The sequence below is a fragment of the Neoakkermansia glycaniphila genome (genome assembly GCF_001683795.1).
In the GTDB taxonomy this organism is placed as follows: Bacteria; Verrucomicrobiota; Verrucomicrobiia; order Verrucomicrobiales; family Akkermansiaceae; genus Akkermansia; species Akkermansia glycaniphila.
The window spans coordinates 130840-148028 of sequence record NZ_LIGX01000038.1 but is presented as its reverse complement, the minus strand read 5'-3'; the positions used below and the strand labels follow the sequence as shown (position 1 = coordinate 148028).

General features: G+C 59.9%; 10 protein-coding genes. All 10 read left to right on the top strand.

The features are described 5' to 3' along the window. Positions 1–111 precede the first annotated feature (111 nt). Positions 112–1563, top strand: coding sequence for a serpin family protein (locus AC781_RS11155; protein ID WP_067771549.1), 1452 nt, complete (start codon positions 112–114; stop codon positions 1561–1563). An 18-nt stretch (positions 1564–1581) separates the two neighbouring features. Then, complete coding sequence (locus AC781_RS11150) at positions 1582–3150, top strand: glycosyl hydrolase family 18 protein (protein WP_067771553.1); 1569 nt, start codon at positions 1582–1584, stop codon at positions 3148–3150. Positions 3151–3264: 114 nt separating this feature from the next. Next, positions 3265–4449, top strand: coding sequence for a serpin family protein (locus tag AC781_RS11145; RefSeq protein WP_067771556.1), 1185 nt, complete (start codon positions 3265–3267; stop codon positions 4447–4449). Between the two features lie 325 nt (positions 4450–4774). Further along, the gene (locus AC781_RS11140) at positions 4775–6826 is read left to right on the top strand and encodes a methylmalonyl-CoA mutase family protein (RefSeq protein ID WP_067771559.1); all 2052 of its coding nucleotides are present in this window, start codon (positions 4775–4777) and stop codon (positions 6824–6826) included. A gap of 49 nt (positions 6827–6875) precedes the next feature. Continuing rightward, a complete protein-coding gene (scpA, locus tag AC781_RS11135) occupies positions 6876–9017 on the top strand; it encodes a methylmalonyl-CoA mutase (RefSeq protein WP_067771562.1) in 2142 nt (713 codons plus the stop codon). A gap of 378 nt (positions 9018–9395) precedes the next feature. Then, positions 9396–9824 carry a hypothetical protein gene (locus AC781_RS11130; protein ID WP_067771565.1) on the top strand — a complete coding sequence of 143 codons (429 nt, stop codon included), beginning with the start codon at positions 9396–9398 and terminating at the stop codon, positions 9822–9824. A 7-nt stretch (positions 9825–9831) separates the two neighbouring features. Beyond that, positions 9832–11253 carry a TolC family protein gene (locus tag AC781_RS11125; RefSeq protein ID WP_067771568.1) on the top strand — a complete coding sequence of 474 codons (1422 nt, stop codon included), beginning with the start codon at positions 9832–9834 and terminating at the stop codon, positions 11251–11253. Between the two features lie 12 nt (positions 11254–11265). After that, positions 11266–12552: an efflux RND transporter periplasmic adaptor subunit gene (locus tag AC781_RS11120; RefSeq protein WP_067771571.1), complete on the top strand. Its 1287-nt coding sequence runs from the start codon at positions 11266–11268 to the stop codon at positions 12550–12552. Between the two features lie 18 nt (positions 12553–12570). Continuing rightward, a complete protein-coding gene (locus AC781_RS11115) occupies positions 12571–15732 on the top strand; it encodes an efflux RND transporter permease subunit (protein ID WP_067771574.1) in 3162 nt (1053 codons plus the stop codon). 362 nt (positions 15733–16094) lie between these two features. Continuing rightward, complete coding sequence (locus AC781_RS11110) at positions 16095–16958, top strand: PEP-CTERM sorting domain-containing protein (RefSeq protein WP_067771577.1); 864 nt, start codon at positions 16095–16097, stop codon at positions 16956–16958. The last annotated feature ends 231 nt before the right edge of the window (positions 16959–17189 follow it).

Sequence of the window (17189 nt, the reverse complement as noted above, 5' to 3'; positions counted from 1 at the left end):
TGCATTGAACGCTGTCCGACACCCGCATGCACCAGCATCGTTCCCCGGCGGCACTCGGACAACGTTCAATCACGGCCTATCGGCCACACCTCAAGTCGCACGCTCCCTGCCATGAAACTCGCCATCCGCATCCTTCCCCTCCTCCTGCTTGCCGCCATTGCCCACGCGGCACAAACGGCTCAACCTGCATCGCCACCCAAACAAGCAAACACAGGAAGCCACTTCATCGTATCACTACTCCAGAATGCCGCCAAAGCAAATAGCGGCAACATCTGCCTATGCCCCTACTCGGCAGCGGAAACCATCACGTTGCTTGCTCCCGGAGCATCCCCCCAAACGCACCTCGAACTGGAAACCGCGCTGGGCGACCTCTCGCCACTCATCAAGGCAGGAAAAGCGGATTCCCTGTACATCGAATCCGCCAATCGCCTCTATCTGGATTCAAGGCTCCCCATCAGCCCAACCTATACAACACAACTGCCCGGCAGCAGCGTGACCGGAATCGACTTCCGCAACAACCCGGAACAGGCACGAACCTCGATCAACCAGTGGGTCGAAACCGCCACGCACGGACTGATCGGCGAACTCCTTGCACCCGGGCAAATCTCTCCCGAAACAACTCTTGCAGCCATCAATGCCTTTTACATCAAAGACCGATGGGACAATGAATTCGATGAACAATACACCACCGACGCCCCCTTCACACTCACCGACGGCACCACCAAACAGGTACCGGCCATGCACCTGCAAACCGCGCTTCCCTGCACCATCACCCCCGAATACAGCGCCGTCGCCCTCCCCTTCGTCCCGAAACCGATCAAGGGAACACACAGCTTGAGACCCGGAGCAGGCATGATCTTCATCCTGCCTCCGGAAGGCATGACAATCGACACCTTCGTCCAATCCCTGACCGCCGGCAAACTGACCGCCATCCGCAGAAGCTTGAGCAGCACCCCGGAAACGTCCTCCATCAGAACCATGCTCCTGTCTCTACCCAAATTCCAGATGGCTTCTGAAACGAACCTCATCCCCATCCTCAAAAACATGGGACTGAAAGCCGCCTTCTCACCAGACCACGGCTTCCCTCGCATCACGACGGCCCACCCCCCCCTTCCACTCGACTCCTTCATCCAGAAATGCTCCATCCGCATTGATGAACAAGGCACGGAAGGCGCGGCATCCACGGCCATGGTCGCCACCATGGGCATCCGCGATGGAGGCTCGGACGATCCGGTCCCCTTCACGATCAACCGGCCATTCGTCTGGCTCATTGTCCCTTCCATTGACCTTGCCCCCCTCTACTCCGATCATCTGCCAGAACAACATAACCATCCCGTCTTCATCGGCATGGTGAAAGAGCCTCATTTTCCCGTCACGACCTCCCCAAAAAACAAACCCGGCCGCACAACATCCACGGCTCATAAGTCACAAAAACTTTCAGAACCTCCTCATCCCAAACGAATAAAAATGATCAACGTCCCCATGAACACGAAAGACTGCGATATACCATGGGGTCCAGGACTTGAACTCGGAACACCCCTGCCGCCCCTGCCTCCACATTAGCCTCGTCTTTTCGGATTCATGCCTTTACTCTGGAAAACGTCAATCCTCCTTGCCATTTCCCATGACAGCAACATCCTTCCTGCGCACCTGCAGCCTCTTCCTTCTCGCGGCGGCCACATCCGCTGGAACTGGATCGGCGACGAACACCTCAACAAGACAACCGACATCATCTACATGAACGCCTCCGTGGCTGCCGACGGCACCCTCACGGGCGTTTCCGATTTCCGCGCCACGAAATTCAACGGCGTCACCTGGCTGAAAACCCATGCCGGGAGGGAAGGAGTCTTCGCCTTCAAGGGGCCCAAGGCCTTCATGTCCATCCCGGGAATCGTCCTCCCGCAGGATCTCAAGACATTCACCTTCGAAGCCTCCTATGCTCCGCAAGGCGCACAGAATGCCGAACTCATCCGCTCGGGCGATTTCCGCATCGCATGGAAGGGAGACACCCTCTCCATCCAGAACGGTGCAAACACCTATCAGGGCAGCATCCCCGCTGTACCCGCCGGGCAATGGGTGCAGCTTGGCTGCGTCGTCAAGGAAGGAATCCCGTCTCTCTTCGTGAACGGCAAAGCCGTCGCACTTCTACCCGGCCAGAGCCAGCCGCTCACAAGCATCGGCAATGCCACCCTCATCGGCTCCGGCTACACGGGCATGATGGATGAACTGCGCGTATGGAAGGAAGCACGCCCCGCCACGCGGCTGGGACGCGACATCTCCCCCACATGGGCGGACAGGCTGCTGTACTTCCACCTCCCTGCGGATACCAAGCGCAGCATGGGCGAAGACAAAGCCTCATGGGCATCCCAGATCGCATGGATTCGCTCCCGCCTTCGCAACCCCGCCGACCACATGGTACGGCTCGGCATCGCGGGCGGTGCATGGAAGGACATGCTCCGCGACCCGAAAGCCCGCCAGAAATTCGCCGGCGAAATCGCCTCCATTGTCAACCGCTACAAGCTGGACGGCGTCGACCTCGACTTCGAATGGATCGAAGGCCCCTACAAGGGAGACCCTCCCGCCCGGCAATGGGACAATTACGCGGATCTCGCCCAGCGCATCCGCAAGGCTCAGCCGGACATGTGCTTCACCATCTCCCTACACGTCGTCTGCTACCGCATGCCGAAAAAGGGCATCGACGCCGTGGACTACTTCACCTTCCAGAACTACGGCCCCAGCTCCGCCCGCTACCCCTTCGACGACTTCACCCGCTCGCTGGCCGCCTTCCGCAAGCAAGGCTTCCCGGACAGCAAAATCATGCTCAGCGTCCCCTTCCAGGGCACGGGCGACGCCAAGGCCGATTCCGTACGCCTCTACAGCGACATCGTCGCACAGCACCCCAACCTTCCGCCCACAGCAGACACCGCGGAATTCACCTATCCGGACGGCACCAAACGCAAAATGACCTTCAACGGCCCCGCCACCATCCGCAAAAAATGCGAATACGCCAAAGCGCAGAAACTGCGCGGCATCATGTACTGGGACATGGGCGGCGACGTGCGCACGGATGCCCGGAAAGGACAAACCGACTATCGGCACCCGAAGGCGCTCCTGCCCGTCATCAATGAAATTCTCAAGGGGCGCAGGTAAAAACGAAACGGCGCAGGCAAGCAATCAGGCGCACCCCGCCTCGCCCCCCATCAAAAAAAATCGAAGAAAAACATTTTTATTGAACAATTTACCTTTTCACGTACACTCTACTTTATGGCAAACATCAACCAACTGCTCATTTGCTCCATGGTGGGTCTCGGCACAGCCTTCGCATCCGATGGACAAAAATTCGACATCGACCTCCTTCAGCAGGTTTCCAAAACCGCCAAGGGCAACGTTTGCATATCCCCCTATTCGGCGGCATCCTGCCTCTCCCTGCTCACTCCGGGAGCCGGGGGCAACACGCTCAAGCAGATGCAGGCCGTACTTGGAGACACATCCGGCCTTGCCGCCATCTCTGATACCACAGGACTCTCGCTCGAAACGGCCAACCGCGTCTACATCAACACCGATTTCCCCATCGCCCCGGCCTATGCCGCAGCCCTGCCGAAAGACAGCGTGGTGAATATCGACTTCTCCGGGCAGCCCGATCCCTCCCGTCTCACCATCAACAAATGGGTGGAAGGAGTCACGCATGACCGTATCAAGGACCTGCTGCCTCCCAACAGCATCAACCCGATGACCCGCCTCGTCGCCGTCAATGCCATCTACATGAAAGACAAGTGGATGTCACCCTTCAAGGCGGCTCAGACGACGAACCGCGATTTCAAGCGGGAAAACGGCGCCGTGAAACAGGTACCCACCATGTTCCAGTCCTCCATCCTCCCCTGCGTCGTCACCAAGGAATACAGTGCCATCTCACTGGATTACCGCCCCGGTGAAGGCAAAAACATCGAGGGCAAAACCATCGGCGCGATGATCGCCATCCTGCCGCCCGAAGGCGTCTCCGTGGATGACTTCGTCCGCTCGCTCACGCCCGACTCGCTCTCCAACATCCGCAAATCGCTCAACAATGCGCGCAACACGGAAGGCGAGAAACCTACCGTCGAACTCTTCATGCCGAAATTCAAGTTCGAGGCGGACAGCGACCTCTCCGAACCCCTGAAAAACATGGGCATGGACGATGCCTTCGGCGAAAATGCCGACTTTTCGAAAATGACGACCACCAAGATGCCCCTGTACGTCTCGGCCGTGTACCAGAAATGCTTCGTCGCCGTCGATGAAGACGGCACGGAAGCGGCGGCAGCCACGGCCGCCGTCATGATGATGAGGAGCGCGATGGTTCCCAAAGAACGCATCAGCTTCGCGCTCGACCGCCCCTTCGTCTGGATGATCGTTCCCGACCGGGACTCGACGGACTCCCCCGCCCTCTTCATGGGCATCGTCCGCGAACCGTAACCCGCCCGTTGCATCCATCAAACACTTTTCAGGAGACCGGACCGCTTCCGGTCTCCTTTTTTGCGCGATCCCGCACCGCAAGCGGCCGCCCGGCACGAAAACAGCAGAAAAAGGCGCATAACGAACTCTCCTCCAACATTCAGAAAATGCACTCCCCGCCCCGCGCATTATACTTCATGCGACAACGGAACCCGCTTTTCCCTCCGGCCCGTTTTTTCGGGCTGGACAATCAGAAAAGCTTGTAGCATCATGTAGACACACGACGGCAAGCTCGGTCTGCCATCGTGGCCGATATACATTCAACCGAGACCCAATTGACTTCGCCATGCAACAGGGAAATGAAAAACAGGCTTCGGAGGTCAGCTTCGAAGAGTTCGCACCCGCTACATACGCCGAATGGCGTGACGCTGCGGTAGAGGCGCTGAAAGGCGCCGATTTCGACAAAACACTTTTCACCAAGCTTGTGGACGGGATTACTCTCAATCCCATCTATAACGCCGAGGACGTGAAAACCGCCATCGACGAGCCCGGGCAATTCCCGTACCGTCGCGGCACGCGCCCGCTCGGCTACCGCTCCAAGCCGTGGGACATCGCCCAGGGCATCCAGGCATGCTCCCCCGAAGGCTTCAACAAGAAAGCCCTCGAAGAACTCTCCAAGGGAGGCACTGCCGTCAACATCACGCTCAACTGCAAGAAAGGCGTCAAACTCTCCAACCTCGCAGACTGGAACACGGCCCTGAAAGGCATCGACCTCGCCGCTACCCCCGTCTACGTCTCCCTCGGCTCCTGCGGCCTCGCCACGCTCTCCATGCTGGCGGAAGCTGCCAGGAACAACGGCTACGGCTCCAGGACCCTCAAGGGCGGCGTCCTCTTCGACCCGCTGGGCAAGCTCGTCATGAAAGGCAGCATCTGCGGCGGCATGGGCTTCTGCGGCGCCAAGAAACAAATGGCCTCCATGATGAAATGGGCTCTCGCCAACACGACCGACGACTTCGCAACCATCGGCGTATCCGGCCTGCCCTACCATAATGCGGGAGCATCCGCCTTCGACGAAGTGGCCGCAATGATCGCCACCGCCGTCACCTACCTCCGCGCCATGGAAGCCGCCGGCTTCAGCGTAGACCAGGTCGCACCCCGCATCCGCTTCACCGTAGGCGTCGGTTCCAACCTCTTCCTTGAAATCGCCAAAATCCGCGCACTCCGCATGCTCTGGGCGCAGATCGTCGTCGCCTGCGGCGGCTCGGAAGAATCCGCCAAGATCAAACTGCACGCCGCCACCTCCTCCTGGACCATCTCCAAGGTCGACCCGTGGGTGAACATGCTTCGCGGCACGGCACAGGCCTTCTCCGCCGTCATCGGCGGCGTGGACAGCCTCGACGTCACCCCCTTCGACGCCGGAGTGCGCCGTCCGGACGAATTCGCCCGCCGCATTGCCCGCAACGTCCAGCTCATCCTGCAGGGCGAATGCAACCTCGACAAAGTCGTGGACCCCGCAGGCGGCTCCTACTACATCGAAACCCTCACCGACGAAGTCGCCAGGGAATCCTGGAAACGCTTCCAGAAAATCGAATCCGAAGGCGGCATGGTCTCCGCCCTCAAAACGGGTTCCGTCCAGAAAGACATCAACGCCACCGCAGCCAAGCGCTTCGAATTCGCCGACCAGCGCCGCCAGACCTACGTCGGCGTCAACCGCTACGTCAACCTCGAAGAAAAACCGCTTGAAACCGGAGCATGCCCCGCCAAGGGTGCCGATGCAGGCGCACCGAAGTGCTGCCATGCCGATGCGGCCGAAGTCGCCCTTCAGGGAGACAGCGTGGAAGACGTAACCGCCGTACTCGGCTCCGCCACCACCTGCGGCATCCAGAAAGCCCTCGCAGGCATCTATGCATGCCCCGTCGGCATCACCGTCGAACCCCTCCCCGTGCGCCATGCCACGGAACGCTTCGAACGCCTCCTCGACAAAGCCGTCGCCTACCAGGCGAAGACGGGCAGCCGCCCGAAAGTCTTCCTCGCCACCATGGGCCCGCTGCGCCAGTACAAGGCACGCGCCGACTTCTCGCAGGACTTCCTGCGCGCCGGCGGCTTCGACACCATGTACCCCGCCGGATTCAAAACCGTGCAGGAAGCTGCGGACGCAGCCGTGAAGAGCGGCCTCGGCGCATGCGTCATCTGCTCCACGGACGACACCTACGGCGACATCGCACCCGAATTCTGCGCAGCCGTGAAGGCAGCCAAGCCGGACATGACCATCATGCTCGCCGGGTATCCGAAAGAACAAGTGCCTGCCTTCGAAGCAGCCGGAGTGGACATGTTCATCCATGTGCGCGCCAACTGCCACGATGTGCTCGACACCCTGCAGAACAAGCTCGGCATCTGATCGGCACCCACCCCGGAACCATTAACAACAAAAACATTTCCATATTAAAATGAGCAATATCCCCGATTTTGCCAACGTTGCCTACCCCGAAACGAAAACCGGAGCGGCAGCCCCCTCCCATGCATCCGATGCGTGGATGAGCAACGAACAGATCGCCATCGACCCCGTGTACGACCAGGCCGTCTACGGCGACTGCAAGCACCTCGGCTACACCGCCGGCATCGCCCCCTTCCTCCGCGGACCGTACGCCACCATGTACGTCGCCCGCCCCTGGACGGTGCGCCAGTACGCCGGTTTCTCCACCGCTGAAGAATCCAACGCCTTCTACCGCCGCAACCTCGCGGCGGGCCAGAAAGGCCTCTCCATCGCCTTCGACCTTGCCACCCACCGCGGCTACGACTCCGACCACCCGCGCGTCGTCGGCGATGTCGGCAAGGCCGGTGTGGCCGTCGACTCCATCCTCGACATGGAAATCCTCTTCAGCGGCATCCCCTTGGACAAAATGTCCGTCTCCATGACCATGAACGGCGCGGTCCTCCCGATCCTCGCCTTCTACATCGTGGCCGCAGAAGAACAGGGCGTCGCCCAGGAGCTGCTCACCGGCACCATCCAGAACGACATCCTCAAGGAATACATGGTGCGCAACACCTACATCTACCCGCCGGACCCCTCCATGCGCATCATCGCGGACATCTTCGAATACACCTCGAAGAACATGCCGAAGTTCAACTCCATCTCCATCTCCGGCTACCACATGCAGGAAGCAGGGGCCACCGCCGACCTCGAAATGGCCTACACCCTCGCCGACGGCCTCCAGTACGTCCGCGCAGGCATCAAGGCCGGTATCGACATCGACGCCTTCGCCCCCCGCCTCTCCTTCTTCTGGGCGCAGGGCAAGAACTACTTCATGGAAGTCGCCAAGATGCGCGCTGCCCGCGTCCTCTGGGCCAAAATCATCAAGCAGTTCAACCCGAAGAACGCCAAATCCATGGCCCTTCGCACGCACTCGCAGACCTCCGGCTGGTCCCTCACCGAACAGGACCCCTTCAACAACGTCGCACGCACCTGCATCGAAGCCCTCGCCGCCTCCTGCGGCCACACGCAATCCCTGCACACCAACGCGCTCGACGAAGCCATCGCCCTGCCGACGGACTTCTCCGCCCGCATTGCACGCAACACCCAGCTGCACCTGCAGGACGAAACCGGCATCTGCAAGGTCATCGACCCGTGGGGCGGTTCCTACTACGTCGAATACCTCACCAACGAACTCATCCGCAAGGGTTGGGAACACATTCAGGAAGTCGAATCCCTCGGCGGCATGGCCAAGGCCATTGAAACCGGCCTGCCCAAAATGCGCATCGAAGAAGCCGCCGCGCGCCGACAGGCAGCCATCGACTCCGGCAGTGAACCCATCGTCGGCGTAAACACACAACGCCTCGAACAGGAAGCCGAAATCGACATCCTTCAGGTGGACAACGACGCCGTGCGCGGAGCCCAGATCGCCCGCCTCCAGAAACTCCGCGCCGAACGCGACGGAGCCGCCTGCGAAGCAGCCCTCGAAGCACTCTCCAAATGCGCCGAAACCGGCGAAGGCAACCTGCTCGACATGGCCATCAAGGCCGCCCGCGCCCGCGCCTCCCTCGGAGAAATCTCCCTCGCCCTCGAAAAGCACTTCGGCCGCCACAAGGCTCCGATCAAGCTCATCACCGGCGTCTACGGAGCTTCCTACGGCAAGGATCCCCTCATGGACAAAGTACGCAACCTCACCGACGAATTCGCCGAACGCGAAGGACGCCGCCCTCGCATCCTCATCGCCAAGATGGGTCAGGACGGCCACGACCGCGGCGCCAAGGTCGTCTCCTCCGCCTATGCCGACCTCGGCTTCGACGTGGACGTAGGCCCGCTCTTCCAGACCCCGGAAGAAACCGCCAAAATGGCCATCGAAAACGACGTGCACATCATCGGCATGAGCTCGCTCGCAGCAGGCCATAAAGTGCTTCTTCCCACGCTCATCGAAGAGCTCAAGAAGCAGGGTCGCCCGGACATCCTCGTCTTCTGCGGCGGCGTTATCCCCGCACAGGACTACGGCTTCCTCCGCGAACACGGCGCACAGGCCATCTTCGGTCCGGGCACCAACATCCCGGCTGCAGCGGAAGAAATCATGGACGTGCTCAACAAGCACCTCGCCTGACGCGAAGCCTCCGCACAACGCACTTTCACGCCCCCTGCCCCAACGGCAGGGGGCGTTTTGCATCCGCCAGAGGCGGCACATCTCCTGCCACAGAGTCCACCGATTTGCCCGGATTCGAATATTTTGTATGGAAGCAGCGTTGCAGAAACAACGTACCAAGCCAAGGATGAAATCGGACTGGCGGAACGCTCCGCACAAGAACACAACTGTTTGAATCATCAATAAAAACACGCATCTCCCTAATCAAAAATCAGTGCAATCTGTGGCTCTCTGTTCAATCCTTGTCCACACGGGGCAACTGAATGGCGAGCCGCCGCCCCTGTCATATTCGCCTTCCTGCTTGACAAGACGCTCGCCACTCTTTAGATTGATTCCTGAATGACTGGAGTGCGGCGCTTCATCCTGATACTTTTGCCCATGCTGTTCGGAATACTCGGCAGTATGGGAATGGTCTCCGTGTGCCCGTGCCATGATGAAATCTTTCAGGACACCTGCGCATGCAGCAGCAGCAATGCCACCTGCGACTCGCCTTCAGTGGCGATTGACGGCCAGCCTGCTCACCGATCCCTCATGGAGCACCATTGCTCCCACCAGCATCTGACCTCCGGAGACTGGAATGCTCCGGTCGCCTCGCCCGAAATTTCTGTACCCCGGCAACTCTGGTGCATTCCCCCTGCTTTCGCAGAACCGTACCTCCATCTCTGCGCCCTGCCTCAGGAGGCGGACAGCGAAGTCTCCCTGCCCGACCCTCCGCTACGGGTCGTCTCACAGCCTTACACGGGGTACCTTACCCCCCTGTTGATTTAACGGTTGAATGCCTGCAGCCCTCCGGCACCATTGCCCGGAAGGCGCTTCCATGATGGCGCGCTGTGCGCCTCCATCCATTCAGGAAATCCATGCGATTCCTCCCGGCCACCGCCGGAAACCCATTCAAATCAACCAATACATCATGTATAATATTGCACGCTATCTCGGCATGGGCGGCATCGGATTGTTAGGCGCATGCGCCGTTTACAACAGCCGGCCCATCGACCTTGAGACCGAAACCTCCCAATGGGAGCAGACATCCCGATCCATCGGGAACCAGCCCGTCAACATGCATCAGGCCCGCCAGATCGGCCTCACGCTGAATCCGGAGCTCAACAAGGCCCGTCTGAAACTGGCCAACAGCAGCAACGCGGCCATCCAAGCAGGATGGTGGAACGACCCGTCCTTCTCATGGGATGTCCAGCAGGTGCTGAACGCCAACCATGCCAACATGGCGGGCGACCTCAGCTTCACCATCCCCGTCACCGGCCTTCCGGCTCTCGCCCGCAAAGTGGCGGAGCAGTACAAGGAAGCGGACTTCTGGGCCTTGCGCCAGAAAGAGCAGGAATTCCTCACCTCTCTGGATCAGGCATGGAGCGAACTCTCCATGTCGAAACTGCGCCAATCGCTCATCCGGGAAAGATTGCAGACCATGCAATCGGAAGCGGACAAGATCGAGAAACTGGTGAATGCCGGTGAAGCCGACTTCGCCACCCGCCAGTTGGCGGCTCAGCGTTTCAACGACGCGACGCGCGAGCTTCAAACCGTCACGGAAGCGGAACAGGAACAGAAGCTGGCCCTGCTTCAACTGATGGGACTCCATGCCACCGCGCTGAACACCCTGAACTTCATCAACGATCAGACCCTCAGCATCCCGGCAGCCGTCTCCGCGCCATCGCCCGCCGCACTGGCGGCAGCACCCGGAATCAAAGCGCAACTGGCTTCATACGCCACCACGGAAACCCTGCTGAAAACGGAAATCCGCAAGCAGTATCCCGAACTCCGGCTGGGGCCCTCCTTCACCCGCGACGACGGCGAGAACGAACTGGGACCGACCTTCGGCTTCGACATCCCGCTCTGGAACCGCAACCGGAAGGCCATCGCGGAATCCGGCGGTGCGCGTGACTCCGCCCGGCTCGAAACCGTCCAGGCGTGGCGCGCATCGCTCTTCAAGGCGGAAGAACTTGCAGCCAACCAGAAGCTCGTCACCGCCCACTGCCGAGCCGAACAGCAGCGCATGAATACATTCGCCGCCTCCGTGCAGACCATGGAGAAACTCTATGCGCTCGGTGAAAGCACCCTTCCGGAAGTAGCGGAAGCGCGCCACCAGCTCTATGAAAGCCGACTGGCCTTTTTGAACAGCCTCGGCAAACTCCATTCCATTCAGGCGCAACTGCGCCACCTTGCCAACACCGACATTCAACCATAACCATTCGATACGATGAAAAATTTATACCTTTCCGTCCTGTACGGGTTCGCCGCCATGCTGAGCCTGAACAGCACCCACGCCGCCGAAGCCAAAGCCGACGAGCACTCCCATGAAGAGGGTGCAGCCGGCCACGCCGAAGAAGAACACGCCGACCACGACCACGAGGCCGAAGACGAACACCAGCACACGCACGCCGAATCCGGCCAGCCGGTACAGCTCAAGCTGGATGCCAAGGCTATCCACTCCCTCGACATGCGCTTTGAAAAGGCCGGAGCCGCTTCGGACGAAGCGAACCAAACCATCCACGGGCAAATGGTCATTCCGCCCCACGCGGTCGAAACCTACGCACTGCCGTCTCCGGGCCGCGTCACCTTCCATGTCAAATCGGCCCAGAACGTACACAAGGGAGACCTGCTCTACACGCTGGCCTCGCCCGACATCGTGGAGATGCAGGGCAATGTCGCCATGGCCCGGGCCGCTCTGGACCGTGCAACCGCCGAGCTGGACGCCCTCCAGCAGCGCCGCACGCGGCTGGAACAGATCGGCACGCAAAACAGCGAGCTGAACACCTCCATCAGCTTCAAGCAAGCGGAAGTCAACAGCCTGTCCACCGCGCTCACATCCGCCACGGACAAGCTCGGCATCGCCACGGCGGGAGGAGAGCTGAAAGACCGCATCCTCCAGATCCAAGCCGCGCGCGACGGCTCCGTACAATCCATCGACCTCAACCAGGGCGCATGGGGCGAGCAGGGAAAAGCGGCGCTGCTGATGACCAATGCCGGTGAACTCGAATTCGCCGCCACCGTCTACGGCTCCGTCCCCATGCAGCGTCAAAAGGCAAGGCTCGCGCTGGGCAACGGCAAAAATACCGAAATGCTCGACGGCACCTTGCGGGTAGCGGATCAGATTGATCCGGCGACCGGATCCCGCGCCGTCTACTTCGCCCCCTCCCGGCTCCCGGCCACGGCCTACGCCGGACAACCCGCCCGGCTCGACCTGTACTCCCGCGATGCCGATGCGCACGACTACATCTCCGTGCCCAACAGCGCGGTCGTCAAAGTAGGCGTGGACGATGTCGTCTTCCTGAAAACGGGCGACGACACCTTCACCATGATGAAGGTGGAAACCCTGCCGTCCCGCCTGGGCAAAACCCCGGTCAGGGGCATCGAGCCCGGCCAAACCATCGTCACCAAAGGCGGCTACGAGCTGAAATACATCCTCCCGGCAGCCGGAGGCGCACCCGCTAAAGCGGCAGGCCACTTCCATGCCGACGGCAAATTTCACGACGGAAAAGACTAACCTCCACAGGACAAGCACATGAATTTCCTCATTTCATTCTGCCTGAACAACAGAATCACCGTCATCCTGCTGACGATCGCACTGGCCGTCATCGGCATCTTTGTAATCAAAAACACTCCGGTGGACGTGTTCCCGGAGCTGAAAGTTCCGCGCGTCACCATCCAGACGGAATCCTCCGGCCTGACCGCCGAAGAAGTAGAGCAGTACATCACCATACCCATCTCCTCCGCCATGAACGGCACGGCGGGAGTCAAAGCCGTCCGCAACTCCTCCGGCAACGGCCTCTCCTTCGTCTGGGTGGACTTCGACTGGGATACGGACATCTACCGCGCCCGGCAGATCGTCACGGAACGCCTCGCCGCCGTACGCGACTCCCTGCCTGAAGGCGTATCCCCGGAGCTGACGCCCATCGTCTCCGTCACCGGTGAAATCATGCTCATCGCCCTGACCGGAGACAAGGACACCTCGCCGCTCGACATGCGCCAACTGGCCGAATACAAACTGCGGAACAGGCTGCTCGGCATACCCGGCGTCGGGCAAATCACCGTCCTCGGCGGCCGTCTGCCGGAATACCAGATCCTCTACGATCCCAACAGGCTCAAGCAGAACAAAGTCGATCTGAACGAACTGAAAACGGCCATCACCGAATCCCAGTCCACCATCCCGGCGGGCTATCTGGAAGACGTCGCCGGGCAGGAACTGCCCATCCAGCAGGACTCCCGCATGATGAATCTGGAGCAGATACGGCGCGCCATCCTCCCCGGGCACCCCTCCGGCACCATCCGAGTTGAAGACGTCGCCAGCGTCAGCATCGACGGCGCACCCCGCCGGGGCGACGCAGGCTTCATGCAGGAAGACGCCGTCATCCTCTCCATCCAGAAAGTGCCGGGAGCCAACACGCTCGCGCTGACTCAGGCCGTCGACGACGCCGTGAAGGAATTCAGCCAAAGCCAGCTCCCCAAGGGCATGAAGCTGCATACCAATGCGTACCGCCAGTCGGACTTCATTGAAATGTCGCTGGAAAACGGCATGGAAACGCTGCTCATCGCCGGAGCCGTCGTCATGATCGTCCTCTTCCTCACGCTCCTGAACGTACGCACCGCCCTCATCACGCTGATCTCCATGCCCCTCTCCGTCCTCTTCGGCATGGCGATGTTCCCCCTCTTCGGGCTGGCCATCAACATCATGACGCTGGGCGGCCTCGCCGTCGCCGTGGGCGATGTGGTGGACAACGCCATCATCTTCGTGGAAATCGCATGGCGGCACCTGAACCGCAATGCCGCCCTGCCTCCGGAACAGCGCAAGAGCAAATACGAAGTCCTGATGAAAGCCAAGGGAGAAATCATCGGCTCCATCTCCTTCTCCTCCGTCATCATCCTGCTCGTCTTCACACCGGTACTCTTCCTGTCCGGGCTGGAAGGCCAGTTCTTCCGCCCGCTGGGCATCTCCTACATGCTGGCCCTGCTGGCATCCCTGATCGTAGCCGTCACCATCACCCCGGTCTTATGCTACATCTGGTTCAAGAAAAGCAAGAATGAAGCCACGCGGGAAAGCGGAGACTCCTTCAGCGCACGCCTCATCAAGCGCGTGTACACGCCTCTGCTCGACCTCTGCATGAAATTCTCCAAAACCGTATGCGCCGTCATGGCCGCCATCACCCTGCTGGCGCTCTGGCTCGGCTCCTCCTTCGGCACGAGTTTCCTGCCCCCGTTCAATGAAGACTGCTACACCGTCTTCGTCAGCACCGTACCCGGCACCTCGCTGGACGAAACCACGCGCATCTCCCGGCAGGCGATGAAAGACATCCAGCATATCCCCGGCGTACTCAGCGTCGCACAGCGCACCGGACGCGCGGAAAACGATGCGCATGCGGAACCCGTGAGCGCCTCCGAACTCCTCGTCCGCGTGGACCTGAAGCAGGACCAGAAAAAACTGCGGGAAGAAATCAAAAAACGCATCGACAACATCCCCGGCACAAGCTCCATGATCGGCTACCCGCTGGCGCACCGCATCAGCTCCGCCCTGTCCGGTTCCAACTCGGAAATCGCCATCAACATCTACGGCACGGACCTCCCCCAGCTGCGCCTCGCCGCGCAAAAGGCACGGGAAATCCTGAGCAGCATGCCGGAAGTGGCCGATGCCCGCGCCAACCGTGAAATCATGGTCGACACCGTCCGCATCCAGTACAACCCGGAAGCGCTCGCGGCCTACGGCCTCACCATGGCCAACGCAGCGGAACAGGTCTCCACCGCCATGAACGGGCAGAAACTCGGTGAAGTCATCAAAAACCAGGACCACTGGAACATCGTACTCCGGCAGGAACCCAACCTGCGCGCCTCCATGGACGACGTCAAAAATCTGGAACTCATCAGCCCGGACAAGAGAAGCGTCAAGCTGGACGATGTCGCTCACGTATACAAGGAGGAAATATCCAACCTCATCCTGCGCGACAACACCATGCGCAAAGCCATGATCTCCTGCAACCCCGCCCCGGACTCCAACCTCGGAGACCTGGCGCAGGCATGCCGCGAGAAACTGGACCCCGTCATGAACGCCATGGGTTGCACCGTGGACTACGACGGCACGATCAAGGCCCGCGAATCCGCCTCCCAGCGGCTCTACCTTCTGGGCTCCATCGTCATGGTACTCATCGTCCTCCTGCTCTCCTCCGCACTGGGCAGCGTGCGGCGCGCCATGCTCACGCTGGTCAACATCCCCCTGTGCCTCGTCGGCGGCATCGTCGCCGTCTTCCTCGCATCGCCGGAAACCCTGTCCTCCCTCTTCGGAGACTCCTACATTCCGCCCATCCTCTCCGTCGCGTCCATTGTCGGCTTCGTCACCGTCATCGGCTTCGCCATACGCAGCGGCCTCATCCTGCTCAACAGGTACAGGGATCTGGAGCATCAGGGCCGCTCGCTGGAAGACGCCATCCGGGAAGGCTCGCAGGAACGCGTCGTCCCCATCATCATGACCTCGCTGACCACCGTACTGGGCCTCCTGCCCCTTATCTGGGCGATCGACAAACCCGGCGGCGAACTGCTCGGCCCGCTCGCCATCGTGCAATTCGGCGGCCTCGTCTCCGCCACCATCCTGAACCTGCTCATCATCCCCGCCACAGCCAAGCTGTTCGGCCGCTGGATCTCGGCACGCCGCAAGGAACTGATCAAGAAAGACGTCTGATCGGACTAGCCGCCACCCGCTTCACGCCCCCGCCCCAGCGGCAGGGGGCGTTTTTCGTCGACGCCGCCCATCTCATCCCCTTCACACACTCGCATAATAGACATGTAAAAAACGGATTACGTATCCGCGAGTCAACAATAAAAACTAACATTATACAACATTCTCATTGTTTTCACTGTAGAAACGACCCGCATCTCTACCTGTGGAAACCTGCATATTCATGAAAAACGCAACATATTTACCTCAAATGATTGGCAATTTCACACACAACAGCGGATACGTAATCCGGCATACTTCTTCCGGCGGCTTCCTTCTCTGAAACAACCGCACTGCATACCGACCAAACATCAACATCCATAGCCATGAACATCCTTCACCTCTCTATTCTCTCATTGCTGAGCTCCGGAACCCTCCTGCCTGCGGCCCAATTCTCCAGCGAAACGGAATGGGAATGCCTCATCAACTTCCAACGCGACGCCACAGGCACTCCATCCGGCAACTCATGGAACAATCTGAGCCTCGTGGCAACGCCGGGTTCTACATTCAACCAATCGATACACAACTCATCCGGCACATCCGTCGGCACGCTGACGACCACCACTCTCGTTGCCACTGGCGCAGGCCCCGACTGGAAACCGGGCGCCTCCAATCTCACAGACGGCAATCTGCTTCCGGCCGGCATCAGCGGCCCGGCGGGCTATGAAACGGCAGCAATCCAAAGCTTCTGGAATGCAAACAGCTACGCCAACCCCACAACCATCACGATTACCGGTTTGAGCGCAGGCTGGTATGCTCTGGACGTACTGGGCGCACGCAACAACGGCAATCTGGCAGGCGCCATGTCCCTGAGCGCCAGCTGCGATTCCATTACCTACTATTCCATGGGTTCCACCGGAGGGGCGGCATCCGGCACATGGTCGGCGGCCTCCACGCTGGCAAATGCCACCACGGTCGATCCCTTCGGGTTCATCGGCGGCAACCACAGCAGCGCCAACAACGGTTCCGCCGTGTACGCCTCCTTCCAGGGCTTTTACATTGAAGACGGCGGTTCGCTGACTCTGACCATGTACTCCAGTTCCAACACGGAGGGAGGAGGCGTCGCCAATAACAACTCGGCTCTCAACTACATGGTGCTTTCCAAATACGGCGCAATACCCGAACCGGCAGAGGCCAGCCTGTGCCTTGCCGGGCTGGGCCTTCTGGCATGGCGGCGAAGGCGCGCATGAAAACGGCAACCGAATCCGTTCTTTCTTATCCCTCTGCACGGTTATCCGGCAGAGGGATTTTCGCATCGTCAACACACCGCATTCATCTCATCACCATCATTTTATATATTATCCAAAATAATACGAATCTTGAAAATAAAACATATATTCAACACTAAAAACGGATTATTAATCCGTAATGTTTTATGATATTTATAATAAACTTTTTTTCATTGGATTGAATTATTTTTT

Bases quoted from the DNA above. Each gene is read 5' to 3' on its own strand.
- AC781_RS11155 (WP_067771549.1), top strand. From the start codon at position 112: ATGAAACTCGCCATCCGCATCCTTCCCCTCCTCCTGCTTGCCGCCATT.
- AC781_RS11150 (WP_067771553.1), top strand. From the start codon at position 1,582: ATGCCTTTACTCTGGAAAACGTCAATCCTCCTTGCCATTTCCCATGAC.
- AC781_RS11145 (WP_067771556.1), top strand. From the start codon at position 3,265: ATGGCAAACATCAACCAACTGCTCATTTGCTCCATGGTGGGTCTCGGC.
- AC781_RS11140 (WP_067771559.1), top strand. From the start codon at position 4,775: ATGCAACAGGGAAATGAAAAACAGGCTTCGGAGGTCAGCTTCGAAGAG.
- scpA (WP_067771562.1), top strand. From the start codon at position 6,876: ATGAGCAATATCCCCGATTTTGCCAACGTTGCCTACCCCGAAACGAAA.
- AC781_RS11130 (WP_067771565.1), top strand. From the start codon at position 9,396: ATGACTGGAGTGCGGCGCTTCATCCTGATACTTTTGCCCATGCTGTTC.
- AC781_RS11125 (WP_067771568.1), top strand. From the start codon at position 9,832: ATGCCTGCAGCCCTCCGGCACCATTGCCCGGAAGGCGCTTCCATGATG.
- AC781_RS11120 (WP_067771571.1), top strand. From the start codon at position 11,266: ATGAAAAATTTATACCTTTCCGTCCTGTACGGGTTCGCCGCCATGCTG.
- AC781_RS11115 (WP_067771574.1), top strand. From the start codon at position 12,571: ATGAATTTCCTCATTTCATTCTGCCTGAACAACAGAATCACCGTCATC.
- AC781_RS11110 (WP_067771577.1), top strand. From the start codon at position 16,095: ATGAACATCCTTCACCTCTCTATTCTCTCATTGCTGAGCTCCGGAACC.